The 15,174-nt window shown below is 67.6% G+C and carries 11 protein-coding genes; 2 read left to right on the top strand and 9 right to left on the bottom strand.

Annotated elements, in window-relative coordinates:
* Positions 1–138: 138 nt before the first annotated feature.
* A complete protein-coding gene (locus BMZ17_RS05075) occupies positions 139–945 on the top strand; it encodes an SDR family NAD(P)-dependent oxidoreductase (protein ID WP_093136722.1) in 807 nt (268 codons plus the stop codon).
* Positions 946–967: 22 nt separating this feature from the next.
* On the opposite strand, the gene BMZ17_RS05070 is transcribed toward BMZ17_RS05075, so the two are convergent.
* From BMZ17_RS05070 to trpB, 6 genes are all read right to left on the bottom strand, one after another.
* Positions 968–1,918, bottom strand: a complete 951-nt coding sequence (locus BMZ17_RS05070; RefSeq protein ID WP_093136719.1) for an isopenicillin N synthase family dioxygenase — start codon at positions 1,916–1,918, stop codon at positions 968–970.
* 131 nt (positions 1,919–2,049) lie between these two features.
* Positions 2,050–3,417 carry a phosphoglucosamine mutase gene (gene glmM / locus BMZ17_RS05065; RefSeq protein WP_093136716.1) on the bottom strand — a complete coding sequence of 456 codons (1,368 nt, stop codon included), beginning with the start codon at positions 3,415–3,417 and terminating at the stop codon, positions 2,050–2,052.
* Positions 3,417–4,307, bottom strand: a complete 891-nt coding sequence (gene accD, locus BMZ17_RS05060) for an acetyl-CoA carboxylase, carboxyltransferase subunit beta (protein WP_093136713.1) — start codon at positions 4,305–4,307, stop codon at positions 3,417–3,419. Before accD ends, glmM begins: the two co-directional genes overlap by 1 nt.
* A 57-nt stretch (positions 4,308–4,364) precedes the next feature.
* Positions 4,365–5,177, bottom strand: a complete 813-nt coding sequence (gene trpA / locus BMZ17_RS05055) for a tryptophan synthase subunit alpha (protein ID WP_093136711.1) — start codon at positions 5,175–5,177, stop codon at positions 4,365–4,367.
* On the bottom strand, positions 5,174–5,569 hold the full coding sequence (locus tag BMZ17_RS05050; protein ID WP_093136709.1) for a DUF3144 domain-containing protein: 396 nt from the start codon (positions 5,567–5,569) through the stop codon (positions 5,174–5,176). The genes trpA and BMZ17_RS05050 overlap by 4 nt, the downstream gene beginning before the upstream one ends.
* Before the next feature lie 77 nt (positions 5,570–5,646).
* Positions 5,647–6,864, bottom strand: coding sequence for a tryptophan synthase subunit beta (gene trpB, locus BMZ17_RS05045; RefSeq protein ID WP_093136707.1), 1,218 nt, complete (start codon positions 6,862–6,864; stop codon positions 5,647–5,649).
* 96 nt (positions 6,865–6,960) lie between these two features.
* Here trpB and BMZ17_RS05040 point away from each other — a divergent pair, with 96 nt between their 5' ends.
* The gene (locus BMZ17_RS05040) at positions 6,961–7,854 is read left to right on the top strand and encodes a LysR family transcriptional regulator (RefSeq protein WP_093136705.1); all 894 of its coding nucleotides are present in this window, start codon (positions 6,961–6,963) and stop codon (positions 7,852–7,854) included.
* A gap of 13 nt (positions 7,855–7,867) precedes the next feature.
* Here BMZ17_RS05040 and BMZ17_RS05035 read toward each other — a convergent pair whose 3' ends face one another.
* The 3 genes from BMZ17_RS05035 to BMZ17_RS05025 are packed head-to-tail and all read right to left on the bottom strand — an operon-like array spanning position 7,868 to position 15,073.
* Entirely contained in the window at positions 7,868–8,968 is a 1,101-nt protein-coding gene (locus BMZ17_RS05035) for a toxic anion resistance protein (protein ID WP_093136703.1), read from the bottom strand.
* Between the two features lie 52 nt (positions 8,969–9,020).
* Positions 9,021–9,728: a hypothetical protein gene (locus tag BMZ17_RS05030; RefSeq protein WP_139202793.1), complete on the bottom strand. Its 708-nt coding sequence runs from the start codon at positions 9,726–9,728 to the stop codon at positions 9,021–9,023.
* A gap of 8 nt (positions 9,729–9,736) precedes the next feature.
* The gene (locus BMZ17_RS05025) at positions 9,737–15,073 is read right to left on the bottom strand and encodes a DNA repair ATPase (protein ID WP_093136699.1); all 5,337 of its coding nucleotides are present in this window, start codon (positions 15,071–15,073) and stop codon (positions 9,737–9,739) included.
* Between the last annotated feature and the right edge of the window lie 101 nt (positions 15,074–15,174).

Here is a 15,174-nt window from a genome sequence, read left to right as displayed (position 1 = left end):
AGCAGCGTGGTCGCAGGTGCCGCAACCCTGAGTCTCCGCATATCGACGCCCCCTCCGCAGGGATTGAAGCAGGTTGCCGGGATGCCCGGCGCGCGCTCGTGCACACTTTGCTCTGTTACCGAATCCCTGGATCCCACCATGCACGCTTTATCGTCACGAGGCTACGCCCTGATCACAGGGGCTTCCAGCGGCATCGGTGCAGAATTCGCGCGCCAGTACGCCGCCCTCGGCGTGCCGCTGATCCTCACGGCACGGCGTGCGCAGCGCCTTGAAACCCTGGCTGCCGAACTGGCCTCGCAAGTCGATGTGCAGGTGATTGCCGACGACCTGGAAGATCCGACCGCCGCCGCACGTATCACCGCTGAAATCCAGCGCCGCGGGCTCAAAGTTCGGGTGTTGGTCAACAACGCCGGCTACGGCGTGCCTGGTCGATACCGCACTCGCGAATGGAGCGTGCATGCGCGCTTCATCCAGCTGATGGTGACCTCATTGAGTGAACTCACCTGGCGCCTGTTGCCGGACCTGCTTGATAGCGATTCTGGACACATCATCAACGTCGCCTCTTTTGCGGCGCTGGTCCCAGGGGCGGACGGTCAGACGCTCTACGCGCCGGCCAAGGCCTGGCTGTTGGCGATGAGCGAGTCGCTGTCGCTGGAATACGCCGACCGCGGCCTGCACGTCTGCGCGCTCTGCCCGGGCTTCACCTGGTCCGAGTTCCACGACGTGACCGGCACACGCGAGCAGATGTCCAAGCTGCCCAAGTGGGCCTGGCTGACGGCCGAAGACGTCGTGCGCGAGGGCATCGAAGGCGTCGCGCGTGGCCAGGTGCTGGTGATTCCCGGCTGGCGCTATCGGCTGCTGTACCGCGTGGTGCGGCACCTACCGGCGTCATGGCTGCTGCGCCTAATGGGCCGCAGTTCGCGCAAGGTGCGCGCGCAGGCTTGAACAGCCTGTCGCGCAATCCGGTTTACTTCAGCTTGATCTCGCGCAGGCGCTGTTCCAGGTAGCCCTGCGCGGTGATGGCTTCTGGATAGCGACTGGGGTTGTCGGCGGTGACCGTGGACGGCAGCACGTCGATCAGGAAATCCGGGTTCGGATGCAGGAAGAACGGCACCGAATAGCGCGGCTTGCGCGCCTCCTCGCCCGGCGGATTGGTCACCCGATGCGTGGTGGAGGGATACACGTGGTTGGTCAGGCGCTGCAGCATGTCGCCGATGTTGACCACGATGGTGTCGGCGTCGCTGGTGAACGGCACCCACTTGCCCTCGCGCGACTTCACTTCAAGCCCGGCGGCGCTGGCACCGACCAGCAGCGTGATCAGGTTGATGTCTTCATGCGCACCCGCGCGCACGTTGGGGATGTCGTCGCTGGTGATCGGCGGATAGTGGATCGGACGCAGGATCGAGTTGCCCGAGTCGGTCTTGTCGACGAAATAGTCTTCCGGCAGGTCGATGTGCAGCGCCAGCGCGGCCAACACGTGGCCACCCAGCGCATCGAGCTGCTGGTACAGGCCGTAGCCGTGCTCGTGGAAGTTGGGCACCTCGTCCGGCCACAGGTTGGGCGCCATGACGTCGGTGTACTTGGAATCGGCCGGGATCTCGCGGCCGATGTGCCAGAACTCCTTCAGGTCGAAATGCTTGGAGTCCTTGGCCGTTTCCACACCGAAGGCGGTGTAGCCGCGCGCGCCGCCGCTGCCGGGCAAGCGGTACTTCATCTTGGCCTCGTCGGGCAGCGCGAAGAAATTCTTGAACACCTCGTAGGCCGCATCGATCTGCGCCTGCGGAATGCCGTGGTTGCGAATACCGGCAAAGCCCCACTTGCGGTAGGCCGCACCCAGTTCGGCCACGAACGCGGCGCGATCGGCGTCGCTGGTCGGCGTGATGAAACGGGCGATGTCGAGGGTGGGAATGGCGCTCATGGGGACAACCGGTAGAGGCGAACGTGGCCTCCTAGTTTATCGCCCTTGCCTGCAGCTAGCGCAGCAGCAGGTACAAGCCCCAGCACGTGAGCGCCTTGGCGACGATCACGCCCAGGGCGATCAGGACTTTCTCACGCCGCGGCACGGACCGCGCCGGCCAGCGCATCGAGCGTGGCGTGCATCAGCGCATCGTCGTCGGCTTCCACCGTGACGCGGACCACCGGCTCGGTGCCCGACGGCCGAAGGAACGCGCGACCGCGCCCGGCGATGGACTGCTGCGCCTGCGCCAGCGCGGACTTGACCGCGGGCGCATCGACCACGTCCTTGGCGGACACACCTTCAAGGCGCACGTTGACGGTCTGCTGCGGCAGCATCACCAGGCCCTTCAGGGCCTGGTCCAGGCGCTGGCCGGTGCGACGCAACACTTCCAGCACCTGCAAGGCACTCACGATGCCGTCGCCGGTGTTGGCCCGGTCCAGGCAGAGGATGTGGCCGGAAGCTTCGCCGCCGAGCACGCCATGGCCATCGACCAATGCCTGATGGACGTAGCGATCACCCACCTTGGCGCGGATGAAGTCGATGCCCTGCTCGCCCAGCGCCTTTTCAAGGCCGTAGTTGGTCATCAGCGTGCCGACCATCGCGCCATGCAGTCGGCCGGTCTTTTTCCAGTCGCTGGCCAGCACGTACAGCAGGCCGTCGCCATCGATGACGTCACCGTGGCCATCGACGAACAGCACGCGATCACCGTCGCCATCGAAGGCGATGCCCAGATCGGCGCCGGACAGCACCACGCGCTTGGACAGCGCCTGCGGATGGGTCGAACCCACCCCGTCGTTGATGTTCAGGCCATTGGGCGTGTCGCCGATGACCTCCACGCGCGCGCCGAGTTCGCGCAGCACGATCGGCGCCACCTGGTAGGTCGCGCCATTGGCGCAATCCACCACGATCTTCATGCCGGTCAGGTCGAACTCGCGCGGCACCGAGTTCTTGCAGCTTTCCACGTAGCGGCCGACCGCATCGCGCGTGCGCACGGCCTTGCCCAGGTCTTCGGAAGCCACGGTGCGGAACGGCTGCTCCAACGCGGCCTCGATCGCCAGTTCGGTGTCGTCGTCGAGCTTCTCGCCTTCGGCGGAGAAGAACTTGATGCCGTTGTCATGGTGCGGGTTGTGCGAGGCCGAGATCACGATGCCGCCCGAAGCGCGCAGCGCGCGGGTCAGGTGCGAAACCGCCGGCGTGGGCATCGGCCCCATCAGCTGCACGTCCACGCCGGCAGCGACCAGGCCAGCTTCGAGCGCGGCCTCGAACATGTAGTTCGAGATGCGCGTGTCCTTGCCGATGATTACCACCGGCTTGCCGGCGCCGGCGCGGCGTACGCGCGCGGCCAGCGCATGGCCGTAGGCATTGCCCAGGCGCAGCATGAAATCAGCGGAAATCGGGCCCTGCCCGACCCGCCCGCGGATGCCGTCGGTGCCGAAATACTTCCGGCTGGCCGACGCCATCAGGCGGCCTCGGCGTCGCTGGCCGGCTTGGGCTGCTTGAGCATCAGCGCGCACAGGTCGGCCAGGCGATCGCGCAGCTCGCGACGGTCGCAGATCTGGTCGATGGCGCCGTGGTCGAGCAGGAATTCCGAACGCTGGAAGCCTTCGGGCAGCGTTTCGCGCACGGTCTGCTCGATCACACGCGGGCCGGCGAAGCCGATCAGCGCCTTGGGCTCGCCGATGTTGATGTCGCCCAGCATCGCGAACGAGGCCGACACGCCACCGGTGGTCGGGTGCGTGAGCACCGAGATGTACGGCAGGCCGGCCGCACGCAGGCGACCCAGCGCCGCGGAGGTCTTGGCCATCTGCAGCAGCGAGAACAGGCTTTCCTGCATGCGCGCGCCGCCCGAGGCGGAGAAGCACACGAACGGGCAGCCCAGCTCCAGCGCCTTCTCGGCGCCCAGGGCAAAACGCTCGCCCACCACAGAGCCCATCGAGCCGCCCATGTAGGCGAAGTCGAAGGCGCTGGCGACCAGGTTGCGGTCCTTGACCTTGCCCTGCAGCGTGATCAGCGCATCGCGCTCGCCGGTGGACTTCTGCGCGGCCTTGATGCGGTCGGCGTAGCGCTTCTGGTCACGGAACTTGAGCACGTCGGTCGGGCCGAGCGCCGCGCCGAGCTCCTTGGTGGAACCCGGATCGAACAGTGCGGCCAGGCGCGCGCGGGCGCGGATGGCCATGTGGTGGTCGCACTTGGGGCAGACCTCCAGGTTTTCTTCCAGCTCGGGCCGGTACAGCACCGCGCCGCAGTTGTCGCACTTTTCCCACAGGCCTTCGGGGACGCTGCGCTTGGGTTTGCGGGTTGCCGCGTCGGTGCGGATGCCCGCGGGCATCAGTTTGCTCAGCCAGCTCATGCGTGTTTGTAAACCTGGTTCAGCGCGCCACGCGGCGCGGGATGCAAGCGCGGCAGTTTAGCGCAGCCCCTGATCCAGCGCCTCCCGCAGCGGCCGCAGGAAGTTCCCGGCCAGTTCAGCCGCCTGCTGCGGGCTGGCGGCCTCGCTGATCGCCTTGACCAGCGCGCTGCCCACCACCACGCCATCGGCGTCCGGCGCCATGGCCGCGGCGCTGGCGGCGTCCTTGATGCCGAAACCGGCCACCACCGGCACTTTCGACTGGGCCCGCAGGGCGCGCAGGCGCTCACCGGCGGCCTGAGTATCGAGCCGGTCCGAAGCGCCGGTAACGCCCGCGAAGCTGACGTAATACAGATAGCCCTGTGCCTGCTCGCAGAGCAGCGCGGCGCGTTCGGGCGTGGTGGTCGGCGCGGCCAGCGCGATCAGTTGCAGGCCGTGGCGGTTGAAGATTTCGCGGGTCTCGTCGGCCTCTTCCGGCGGCAGGTCGACCAGCAGCGCGCCATCGACGCCGGCATCGGCCGCTTCGCGGGCGAAGCGCTGGGCGCCGTGGATCTCGACCGGATTCAGGTAGCCCATCAGCACCACCGGCGTGGTCGCGTCGGTCTGGCGGAACGCGGCAACCACCTCCAGCACGAAGCGCAACCCGGCGCCGCGGCCCAGCGCCAGCTCGGAGCTGCGCTGGATGGTCGGGCCATCGGCCATCGGATCGGAGAACGGCACGCCCAGCTCGATCACATCGGCGCCGGCCGCGACCAGCGCATGCATGACCGGCACGGTGGCCGCCAGCGAGGGATCGCCCGCGGTGACAAACGGAACCAGCGCCTTGCGCCCCTGTGCCTTGAGCGCGGCAAACGTCGTGTCGAAACGGTTCATTCGGGCTTGTCTTCCAGTGCGGCCGCGGCGGCTTCGGCGCGACGCTTGTCGATGGCGGCGTAGTCGGCAGCCAGTTCGGATTCACCCACGTTCATGCCGCGCTCGGCGCCGAGCGCGTCCAGGTGCTCGTTGAGCATCCGGCGATAGAGCGCGGTCATGTAGTCGAGGAAGCCTGCGCGCGAGCCCGGGATGTCCGGCTCGACGCTGATGTACGTGTGCGCGTTGTAGCGGGCCACGCCGTACAACGCGGCAAAGCTGGTGCGCTTCAGGCCGTGGATGCCGCCCTGGCGGTTGGCCATCTGCACGAACTTGTTGACCACCTCGAAGAACGCCGGGTCCATCGGCGCATCGATGTTGGGCGGGGTCTGCGTGGTCTGGGTGTCTTCAGCCATCTGAGGGCTCCTGCAAGGTCAATGTGGCAAATCCAGCGCCGGGCAGCGCGGCGTGCACCAGCCCGGCGCGGAAGGATTCAAAGCTGGATGTTGTCGCGCGCGGCGATGGTGTGCACGTCCTTGTCGCCACGGCCGGACAGGTTGCACAGCACCAGCTGGTCCTTGGGCAGGTCGCGCGCCAGCTTGATCGCCTGGGCCACGGCATGACTGGATTCCAGCGCGGCCAGGATGCCTTCGGTGCGAGCCAGCGTATGGAAGGCCGACAGCGCCTCCTCGTCGGTAATGCCCAGGTACTGCGCACGGCCGGCATCGGCCAGGAAGGCATGCTCCGGGCCCACGCCCGGGTAATCCAGGCCGGCGGAAATCGAGTGGGTCTCGATGATCTGGCCGTCGTCGTCGCAGATCACATAGGTGCGGTTGCCGTGCAGCACGCCGACGCGGCCGGCGGCGATCGAAGCGGCATGGCGGCCGGTCTCGATGCCGTCGCCAGCGGCTTCGGCGCCGTAGATCTTCACTTCACGGTCGTTGAGGAAGGCATGGAACAGGCCGATGGCATTGCTGCCGCCACCGACGCAGGCGGTGATCGCATCGGGCAGGCGTCCGTACTGGTCCAGCATCTGCGCGCGCGCCTCGCGCCCGACGATCGCGTTGAAGTCGCGGACCATGCGCGGATACGGGTCCGGGCCGGCCACGGTGCCGATGATGTAGAAGGTGTCCTGCACGTTGGTCACCCAGTCGCGCATGGCTTCGTTCAAGGCGTCCTTGAGCGTGGCCGAGCCGCTGGTCACCGGCACCACCGTCGCGCCCAGCAGGCGCATGCGGTAGACGTTGATCTTCTGGCGCTCGATGTCGGTGGCGCCCATGTAGACCACGCATTCCAGGCCCAGGCGCGCGGCGACCGTGGCACTGGCCACGCCGTGCTGGCCGGCGCCGGTCTCGGCGATGATCCGGGTCTTGCCCATGCGACTGGCCAGCAGCGCCTGGCCGATGGTGTTGTTGATCTTGTGCGCGCCGGTGTGGTTCAGGTCCTCGCGCTTGAGCAGGATCTGCGCGCCGCCGACCTGCTTGCTCAACCGCTCGGCGTGGTAGATCGGACTGGGCCGGCCGACGTAATGGGCCAGGTCCTTGTCGTATTCGGCGATGAAGGCCGGATCGGCGCGGGCCGTGTCGTAGGCCGCGGCCAGTTCCTGCAGCGGACCGATCAGGGTCTCGGCGACGAAGCGCCCGCCGTGGCGGCCGTAGTGGCCGGCAGCGTCGGGATAGGCGTGGAAGTCACGGATGGAAGCGTTCGGCATGACGGTACGCAGTCGTTGGACAGGCGCCCATGCTAGCCCAGCCAGCGGGCGTCCAATAGCGATAAGATCGCCACAACCCGTCAGGAAATCTCACAGATGGCCCGTGCCAACCTGCCCCCACTCGGCGCCCTGCGGGCGTTCGAGGCCGCTGCCCGGCTGGAAAGCGTGACCCAGGCGGGCCAGGAACTGCACGTCACCCACGGCGCGGTCAGCCGCCAGATCCGGGCGCTGGAAGAGGCGCTGGGCCAGCCGCTGTTCGAACGCGCCGGCCGTGGCCTGGTCCTGACCGCCGCCGGCGTGCGCCTGCGCGATGCGACCGGCGCGGCCTTCACCCAGCTCCAGCAGGCCTGGGAGGGCCTGCGCCGAAGCGGCCCCAGCGACGCGCTGGTGCTGGGCTGCTCGGCCAGCGTGCTGGCCCGCTGGGTGATCCCGCGCCTGGAGCGCATGGGCCAGGCCCTGCCCGGCGTGCGCCTGCATTTTTCCGCGCAGGAATCGCCGGAGCTGCAGCCCGGCGTGGACGCGATGCTGCTGCTGGGCCAGGCGCCGTGGCCCGCGGACTGGCAGGTCATTGCGCTGGGCGATGAGGAAATCGGCCCGGTGGTCAGCCCGCGCTATCCCGGCCTGCCCGCCCTGCAGGGACAACCGGCGCAGGCGCTCTCGCACGAACGCCTGCTGCACACCGCCTCGCGCCCGCAGGCCTGGCCGCAATGGGCCCATCAACATGCGCTTGCGGCCGACGACCTGCATTACGGCGAACTGTTTCCGCACCTGTACTACCTGCTGGAAGCCGCCGCCTCCGGCCTGGGCGTGGCCATCGCCCCACGCCAGCTGGTCAGCGAAGACCTGGCCAGCGGCCGCCTGCTGGCGCCGTGGGGCTTCACCCGTACCAGCGGCCGCTGGACACTGTGCAGTCCACGTCGCGCACCGGATCCGCGCCTGAAAGCGCTCGCCAGCTGGATCCAGGCCGAACTCGCCGCGCACACACCCTAACTCACGCGACCGGTCAGAGGGTCGGCGCAGCCAAGTGCTGCTGCACGTCTTCGCGCAATTTGGCCAGCTCCACCTCGGCCTGCTGGCGCTGCTGCATGCCTTCGCGATGGATCGTGCGGACTTCTTCCACCGTGGCGATCAGCTGCTCGTGTACATGGCGCAGCGTGGCCACGTCGATCACCGCGCGCTGGTTGGCCTTGGCGGTCTCAACCGAGGTCTGGCGCATCAGGTCGGCGTTGCGCCGCATGATCTCGTTGGTGGCATCGTCGATCGCGTTGGACAGCTCGACCGCGTGCTTCTGCTCGCTCAGCGAAAGCTGGATCGCGAACTGGCGCTTCCACGACGGAATGGTGATGTCGCGCACCGCGTTGAACTTCTCGATCAGCTGGATCGCATTGGCCTGGATCATGCGGATCATCGGCAGCGACTGATCGGCCGCGTGCTGCATGACCGTCAGGTCGCCCACGCGCTTGTCGAGCAGGCGGATGGCGTTGTCCAGCTCGTTGCGCCGCGTGCGCGAAGCCGGATCCTCCAGACCAAGTAGCGCCTGCTGCTCCTGCGCCAGCGTGGCCAGGCGCTGCTTGCCGGCAGCCACATGCAGGCCGAGGCTGTGGCGTTCGTCGAGCACGATCTGGTGCATGCGATCGAACTCACCCACACGCTGGGACATGGTCGCCTGCTGCACGCCGACATCGCGCATGAGCTGTTCGATCTGTTGGTTGGTGTCGCTGAACTTCTGTACCAGCTCGCCCTTGGACGCGCGCATCCGGTCGATCAGACCGCCGATCACCGGCACCTTGGAACGCTCGTTCAGGCCTTCCAGCTTGAGCGAGCGCGCGATGCGCACGACTTCGCCGAGCTTGTCGCCGGACGCGTCCAGGTCGCGGTTGCGCACCTGATCGAGCAACTGGCTGGAGAACGCCGCGGTCTTGCCTGCCGCTTCGCGCCCGAACACATGCAGGTTGCCCGGCGTGATGTCGTCCAGACCGCGGGTAATCTCGTCGATGCGGCCCTGGTCGGCGGCGGTCAGGCCCAGCGCCGTGAGCAGCGCCGGATCCAGGCTCGGCGCAACGGGCACCGGCAGCGGCGAGGGAATGGGCGAATCCTGCGTCATGTTCCAGCTCCTTGATCCATTGCGGTCTCCACGGCCGGCAGGCCGCGCGCATTCATCGAAGTCTAGCCTGCATGGCCGTCACTTCAGCGGTGATGTCGTCCTGGGCGCGCTGCATCTCGCGCAACTGCGTCGGCACCTGCGCGGCGGCCTGGACGGTCGCCTGCTGTTGCCACGCCGGCAGCAGCACATCGCGGATGCGCTGGTAGCGCTCCAGCAGTTCGTGCACCTGCCCCTGCAGCAACACCACCTGCGCGTGCTGCGTGTGCTGCAGCACGGCCAGTCGGCGCAGGTGATCCAGCCGGCGCGACAAGGCCTGATCCCAGGCACTGTCGTCCAAGCCCAGCTGCTGCTGGCCGAGTTCGATCCAGCGATCGATCGCCTCGCCTGCCGTCTGTCGCGATGAGCGCTGTGCGGCGATAGTCACCAGCGCAGCACGCAGCGTCGCAGCCAGCATATCGGCGCGCGACAGCAGCACGCCCAGTTGCGCGGACAGCTGCTCGGCCTGCAGCTGCGCTTCGACATCACGCCCCAACAAACGTCCCCACCAGCCGCTGTCGCGCCGGATCGCGGCCGGGTCGCGCGCCTGCAGCGCAAGCCGGATCTGCTGCATCTGCGCGACCAGCGCGGCCATCGCCGGATCACTCGCCAGTCCGGCCTGCGACTGGGCCTCGATGGCGCTCAGCAGCATCTCGCCGTAGCGCGTCGCGGCCAGCAGGTCGCTGCGATCCAACGACGGATCCGGCAACGGGAAGACAGGCACGGGCGCGATCACGGCGGCGCTGCGCCCTCGCCCGCCGCGTCCTCGCGCAACGCCGACTCGCCGTAGAAATGGCGCAACAGGGCTTCGTCCAGGCGCTTCTCCTGCGGGGTCCGCGCGCGACGCGTGCGCTGTGCCGGCACCGGAGCGGCGGCGGTGCGTTCACGGGCAAGCTCAGCCAGCCCCGCCAACGCGGCATTGGCTTGCGCCTGACCTTGTTGCGACTGGCGCACCGCTTCCAACAGCGGCTCAATCGCCGCGCGCAGCGCTTCGGGAACACCCTGCAGCGGATCGACCTTGGGCGCGGCCTCGCGTGTGCTCGCCAGCTGCTGAAGCAGCGTGACGATGTGTTGCCACGGCACCTCGGGCGCGGCTGGCGCAGCTTCGCTGGGCGCGACCTGCAACGCCTGCAGTCCGCCGGCAATGTCCGCGAGTTGCGCCACCACGCGCCCGCCGACATCGGCGTCGTCGGCGCCCATCGCTTTGTTGCGCAGGAAATCGCGCTTGATCTGCGCCCAGCGCGCGGCCTGGGTTTCGTCCAGCACGCCACGCAGTTCGGCCAGCTTGAGCAGGTTTTCTTCCGCGCCGGTGGTGAGCAGCTGTGCTTCGCCGAGATAGTGATCGGAGATCAGCTGCTGCAGCTCGGCGGCGTTCATCACCGGCGAGACCTTCTCGGCCAGCTTGTTCATGTTGCGATAGCTGCCCTGCAGGCGGAACGGCGGCTCGGTGCGGTAGCGATCGTCCTGCGCAGCGCTGGCGATGTACTGCTGGTTGACGCGGTAGACCACGTCACGCACCTGCAGCAGGCGCTGCAGCGTCGCGACGATCTCGTTGGTTTCCGCGCCGCTGTAGGCATGGCTGAGCGCGTTGGTGGAAACCTCCTTGCCGCGCGCACGATCCACCAGCAGGTACAGGTCAGCCATGTCACGCGTGGCCAGTGGCGCCAGCACCGGGTTGGAGGTCAGGCTGTTCTCGATGTAGCTCAGGGTGAAGGCGTCTTCCATGCCGCCCAGCACGTCGCCCAGGTTGTAGATGTCGGCGCGGTTGGCCAGCATGTCCGGGATCTTGAACAGCTCGCCGGATTCTGTATACGGGTTGCCGGCCATGACCACGCAGAACTTCTTGCCACGCATGTCGTAGGTGCGGGTGCGGCCCTTCCAGACGCCTTCGATGCGGCGCGTGCCGTCGCACAGCGAGATGAACTTCTGCAGGAACTCCGGATGGGTGTGCTGGATGTCGTCGACATACAGCATCGTGTTGTTGCCCATTTCCAGCGCCAGGTTGAGCTTCTCCAGCTCCTGGCGCGAGGTGGCGTCCGGCGCCTGCGTCGGGTCGAGCGAGCGCACCTCGTGGCCCAGCGCCGGACCATTGATCTTCATGAAGACCAGGCCCAGGCGACTGGCCACGTATTCCATCAGCGTGGTTTTCCCGTAGCCGGGCGGCGAGATCATCATCAGCAGGCCCATCAGGTCGCTGCGCTTGTTCTCGCCGACCGTGCCCATCTGCTTAGCGAGGTTGTCGCCGATGATGGACAGGTACACCTCGTTGATCAGCTTGTTGCGCACGAACGAGGACAGCGGCCGCGCCTTGAACTCGGACAGCCGCAGGCCCTCGCGTTCGCGCGCGATGATCTTCTGGCGCACCGCCTGGTAACGCTGGAAGCCCACCACGAACTGCCCGGTGTGCTCGGCCATGCGCGCCAGGAAATCATCCACCGCCAGCACCAGCCGGCCCTGCACGATGCGCGGGTGTTCGCCCAGCAAGCCTTCCACCGTGCCCATCAGCGCGACATCGCTGTTGCGTCCGCGCAGGGCGCGTGCGGTGAGCAGCATTGCCGCGGCTTCGGCCACGTAGCCGGCTTGTGGAGCGAACTGCGGATCGCGGCACAGCCCGTGCAGCCATTGGATCGCCAATTCCCAGCGTGCGGTGATGCTGCTGGCCGGGTGGTCCAGCGCCTTCTCGAATCCCTCGCGCAGGCCGGCGGCGTCCAGGCGCTGGTGCAGGCCATCGACCAGCGCGCGACCATAGCGGCTGAACACGAATACCGGTTCGGGCTGACCCAGTTCCTCGGCCAGGTACGCGGCCGCTGCAACGGCCTGTGACGTGGGAATCGGCAGGCACTCGCCTTCGACGAACATCACCAGCGCTGCGGCCATCTCGGCCTGCAAGGCTTCCACGCCTTCGCGAGAGCCGAACAGGCGCAGGATCGCATCGGCACCGGCCTGGCGCGCGGGCCATTGCATCGCGTCCTGGCGCTGCTGGTGCTGCGCCCAGAACAGCAGCGCCAGCGCGCGCGCCTGCGGTGGGTGGGTCAGCGCACCGGCGGCGCGATGCAGCGGCAGGAATGCCCGCAGGATTGCGGCGGCATCGTGGTCATGGATGCCGCGCTCGTAGCCTTCGCGATAACGCGGCGCGGCGAAGTCGCGCACCACCTTGGCCAGCGCCTCGGGCTCGGCGGCCTGGTGCTGCAGCGAGGCCAGGTCCAGCCCATCTCCGCCGCGGATGGCCGACTGCAGGATGCACCCGGCCAGGTATTCGCCGCGATACAGCACCGGCGATTCCGAATCCAGCGCAACCTGCCAGTACGGCTGCAGTTCGGCCAGCTCGGCATCGTGGATGGGTTCGAGGAAATCGGTGCCGGTCAGGTGCAGGGCGAGCGTATCGCCACGCGGCAGGATGGTCAGGTCCAGCGGCTGGGTGTTGACGCTGAAGCGATGCCGCGGCCCCAGCTTGACCACGTTGCCGTCGGCTTCGAACAGATCACTGCGATCGCGCAGCGCACGCACGGCCTGGTCGCGCGTGCCCTTGAGCCGCGCCTCGATGTCGTCGGCCTTGACGCTGTCACGGTAGCCGCGCAGGCGCTCGGCCAGTTCGCGCAGCTTGAGGATCAGTGGGTCGCCGGCGAAGAACGCGTTGAGTTCGTCAGGCGAGGTGAAGCGCTCGGTACGCCGGCCCAGGCCGTCGAGGATACGGTTGGCCGCATCCAGCACCGACTGCGCCTTGCGCTGGCGGTCGTCGAGCAGCGCCTGCTTGTGGGTTTCGAAGGCTTCGACCAGTTCCTCGCGCTTGGCCAGGATGTCGCCCAGGAACTGCTCGTGTTCGCCGAACTGGCTCTCCAGTTCTTCCAGCTGCACCATCAGGCGCGAGAGCTGCTCGTCGGCGCGCTCCGGATCGGTCGCCAGCGATAGCGCACTGGTAATGGCCTGGCTGAACAACGCGAACTGCGCGCCGAACTGCGCGACCGCTTCGGCCGAGCCCAGCGACTTGCGCTGCTGTTCGGCGCGCGCCCGTGCCTGGTTCAGGCGTGCGTAGATGCCGGAAATTGCCTCGACCACGCGCGTGCGCTGGGTGGCGTCGTCGACCTTCAGGCCGGCCATCAGCTCGGACAGCATGTCCAGGTCGGCCGACATCGCCTGCATGGCCTGTAGCTGTTCGGCCAGCTGGCGTGCACTGGTCGCCGCTTTGACGCCCGCGTCGAGTTCGTCCAGGCGCGCGTTGAACGGCGCCAGCGCGGTGTCGCCAGCCAGAAACACGCCGGTGGCCGCGCCGACGCGCTCATGCGCCAGCTGCAATGCCTGCGCCATCGCATCGATGGCCGCGGTGTCGATGTAGCGATAGTCGCGGATCGTCAGCAGCTGCCCGCGCTGCGCGCTGATTGCGTTGAGCGCTTCGACGAAGGCCTGCACCTGCGTCCAGTTCTCCGGCTGCAGCCGGTTCAGCAGCGCCTTGTGCGCGGCGGTCGCCTCGACCATCGCCTGGTCGGACTGCTGGCGGATGGCCTGGACCTTCTCGTATTCGTCCAACACCGACTCACCGGTGGCGGTGATCTCGCGCAGCAGCGTAGCCGCGCCATCGCAGTGCGCATCGTCCAGCCAGTGGTGCGCATCGAACAGCCGTCGCGCATCGCCGACCAAACGCTGATAACGCTGCACCGAGACATCATCGCCCTCGATCTCGCGGCTCAGGCCCAGCAGGTTGGAGATGCCGCGCACCAGTTCGGCGTTGCCGATCCGGCCCATGAAGCTGTCGCTGGCCGGCCGGTTGGCGGCGAACTCATCGCTGGTGAACGGGGTCTGCCAGACCTGCATCGGATGGATGCGGGTCGGCTCGTTGCCTTCAGCATGGAACAGCACCATGCGCCCGTCCTGCAGCAACGCGTAGCCGTGGCCGAACACCGGGTTCTGCAGCGCCCGCTGGATGGTGTTGTAGACGAACAGCGCCGACTTGCCGCCTTCGCGCTCGTAGAAGATGTAGAGCACGTCCTCGCCGTTAGGCGATCGGATCGCGCGCTTGAACTGCATCCCCGCCATGCCGGCATCGAAGGCCTTATGCTCGCCGCCCTGCAGGTAATAGCCGCCGGGGAAAATGATGCCGTGGTCTTCGGGCAGCTGGACGCAGGCCTGCACGATTGCATCGTTACGCACGATGTGGCCGGTGAGCGTGTTGTAGATCAGCCCGCGCCAGGTGCTCTCGCGATACGGCAGCACCTTGAGCAGGATCAGCGTGCCGACCTTGGCGAAATCGAACTGCGCGTCGTCCAGCGACTGGGTGCTGTCCTCCACCGGCTCGCTGTAGATGCCCTTGCCGGTCTCGGTATTGTTCTCGACCTTGATCGTCAGGTCGCCGCCGATGGTCTCGACGAACAGCGTATCGAGGATGTTGAGATGCGAATGACGGCCGCTGACGGCCATCTCGCGCGTGGCGCGGGTCCATTCGAAATCGAACGGCGGCGGCAGCGCGATATCGCGCTCGCCGCGTGCATCCAGGTAGGTCAGTGCGCCCGCCGCATCGATCGACCAGCGGAACACGCGCACGTCGGTGCTGCGCTCGCCGATCTGGAAGGCTGCCAGCAGCTTGCCGCCAACCACGATCAGCTGCAGCAGGCGCGCGTGCTTGTAATAGGCGTAGAGCTCGGTGAAGTCGTGGACGAAGCCCGATTGCCCCAGGAAGCTGTCCTTCAGCTCCAGCGGCACCACGTCGTAGCCCTCGCCGCCCTGCACCAGCCGGTACAGGCCGAACACGTCCTCGATCCGGGTCTGGGTCTTGAGCCCGATGAAGACGTTGTAGCCGAACAGCAGCATGTCCGCGCCGACCTGGACCACGTCGCGGCCGACGCAGTTGTTCTCGGTGCGGATCCGGAATCGGCCGGTGACTTCAAGCCGGCTGTCGCCGAATTCGGCCAGGCGCTGGCGGTTGAGGCCATCGACCACGCTGCGCAGGCGTTCGCCCTGTTCGGTCAGGCGCCGGCGCAGCACCTCATAGGCGCCACCGCGGGCCACGGCCTGGTCGACCTGGCCCTGGGCGCCGGCTTCGGGCGCGGGATCGGAATGGGTTACGGAATCGGACATCGTGCGGCACTTCCTTCCGGCGGGCGGAACCGCCGCCCCAGCCAAGCGCGGGACGGCGGGCAATCAGGCCGCGGGCAACTCAGCGCGCAGCCTTGGACAGG

Source organism: Pseudoxanthomonas sp. GM95 (assembly GCF_900109775.1).
Lineage (GTDB): Bacteria > Pseudomonadota > Gammaproteobacteria > Xanthomonadales > Xanthomonadaceae > Pseudoxanthomonas_A.
This window is presented reverse-complemented; position numbering and strand designations above follow the sequence as displayed.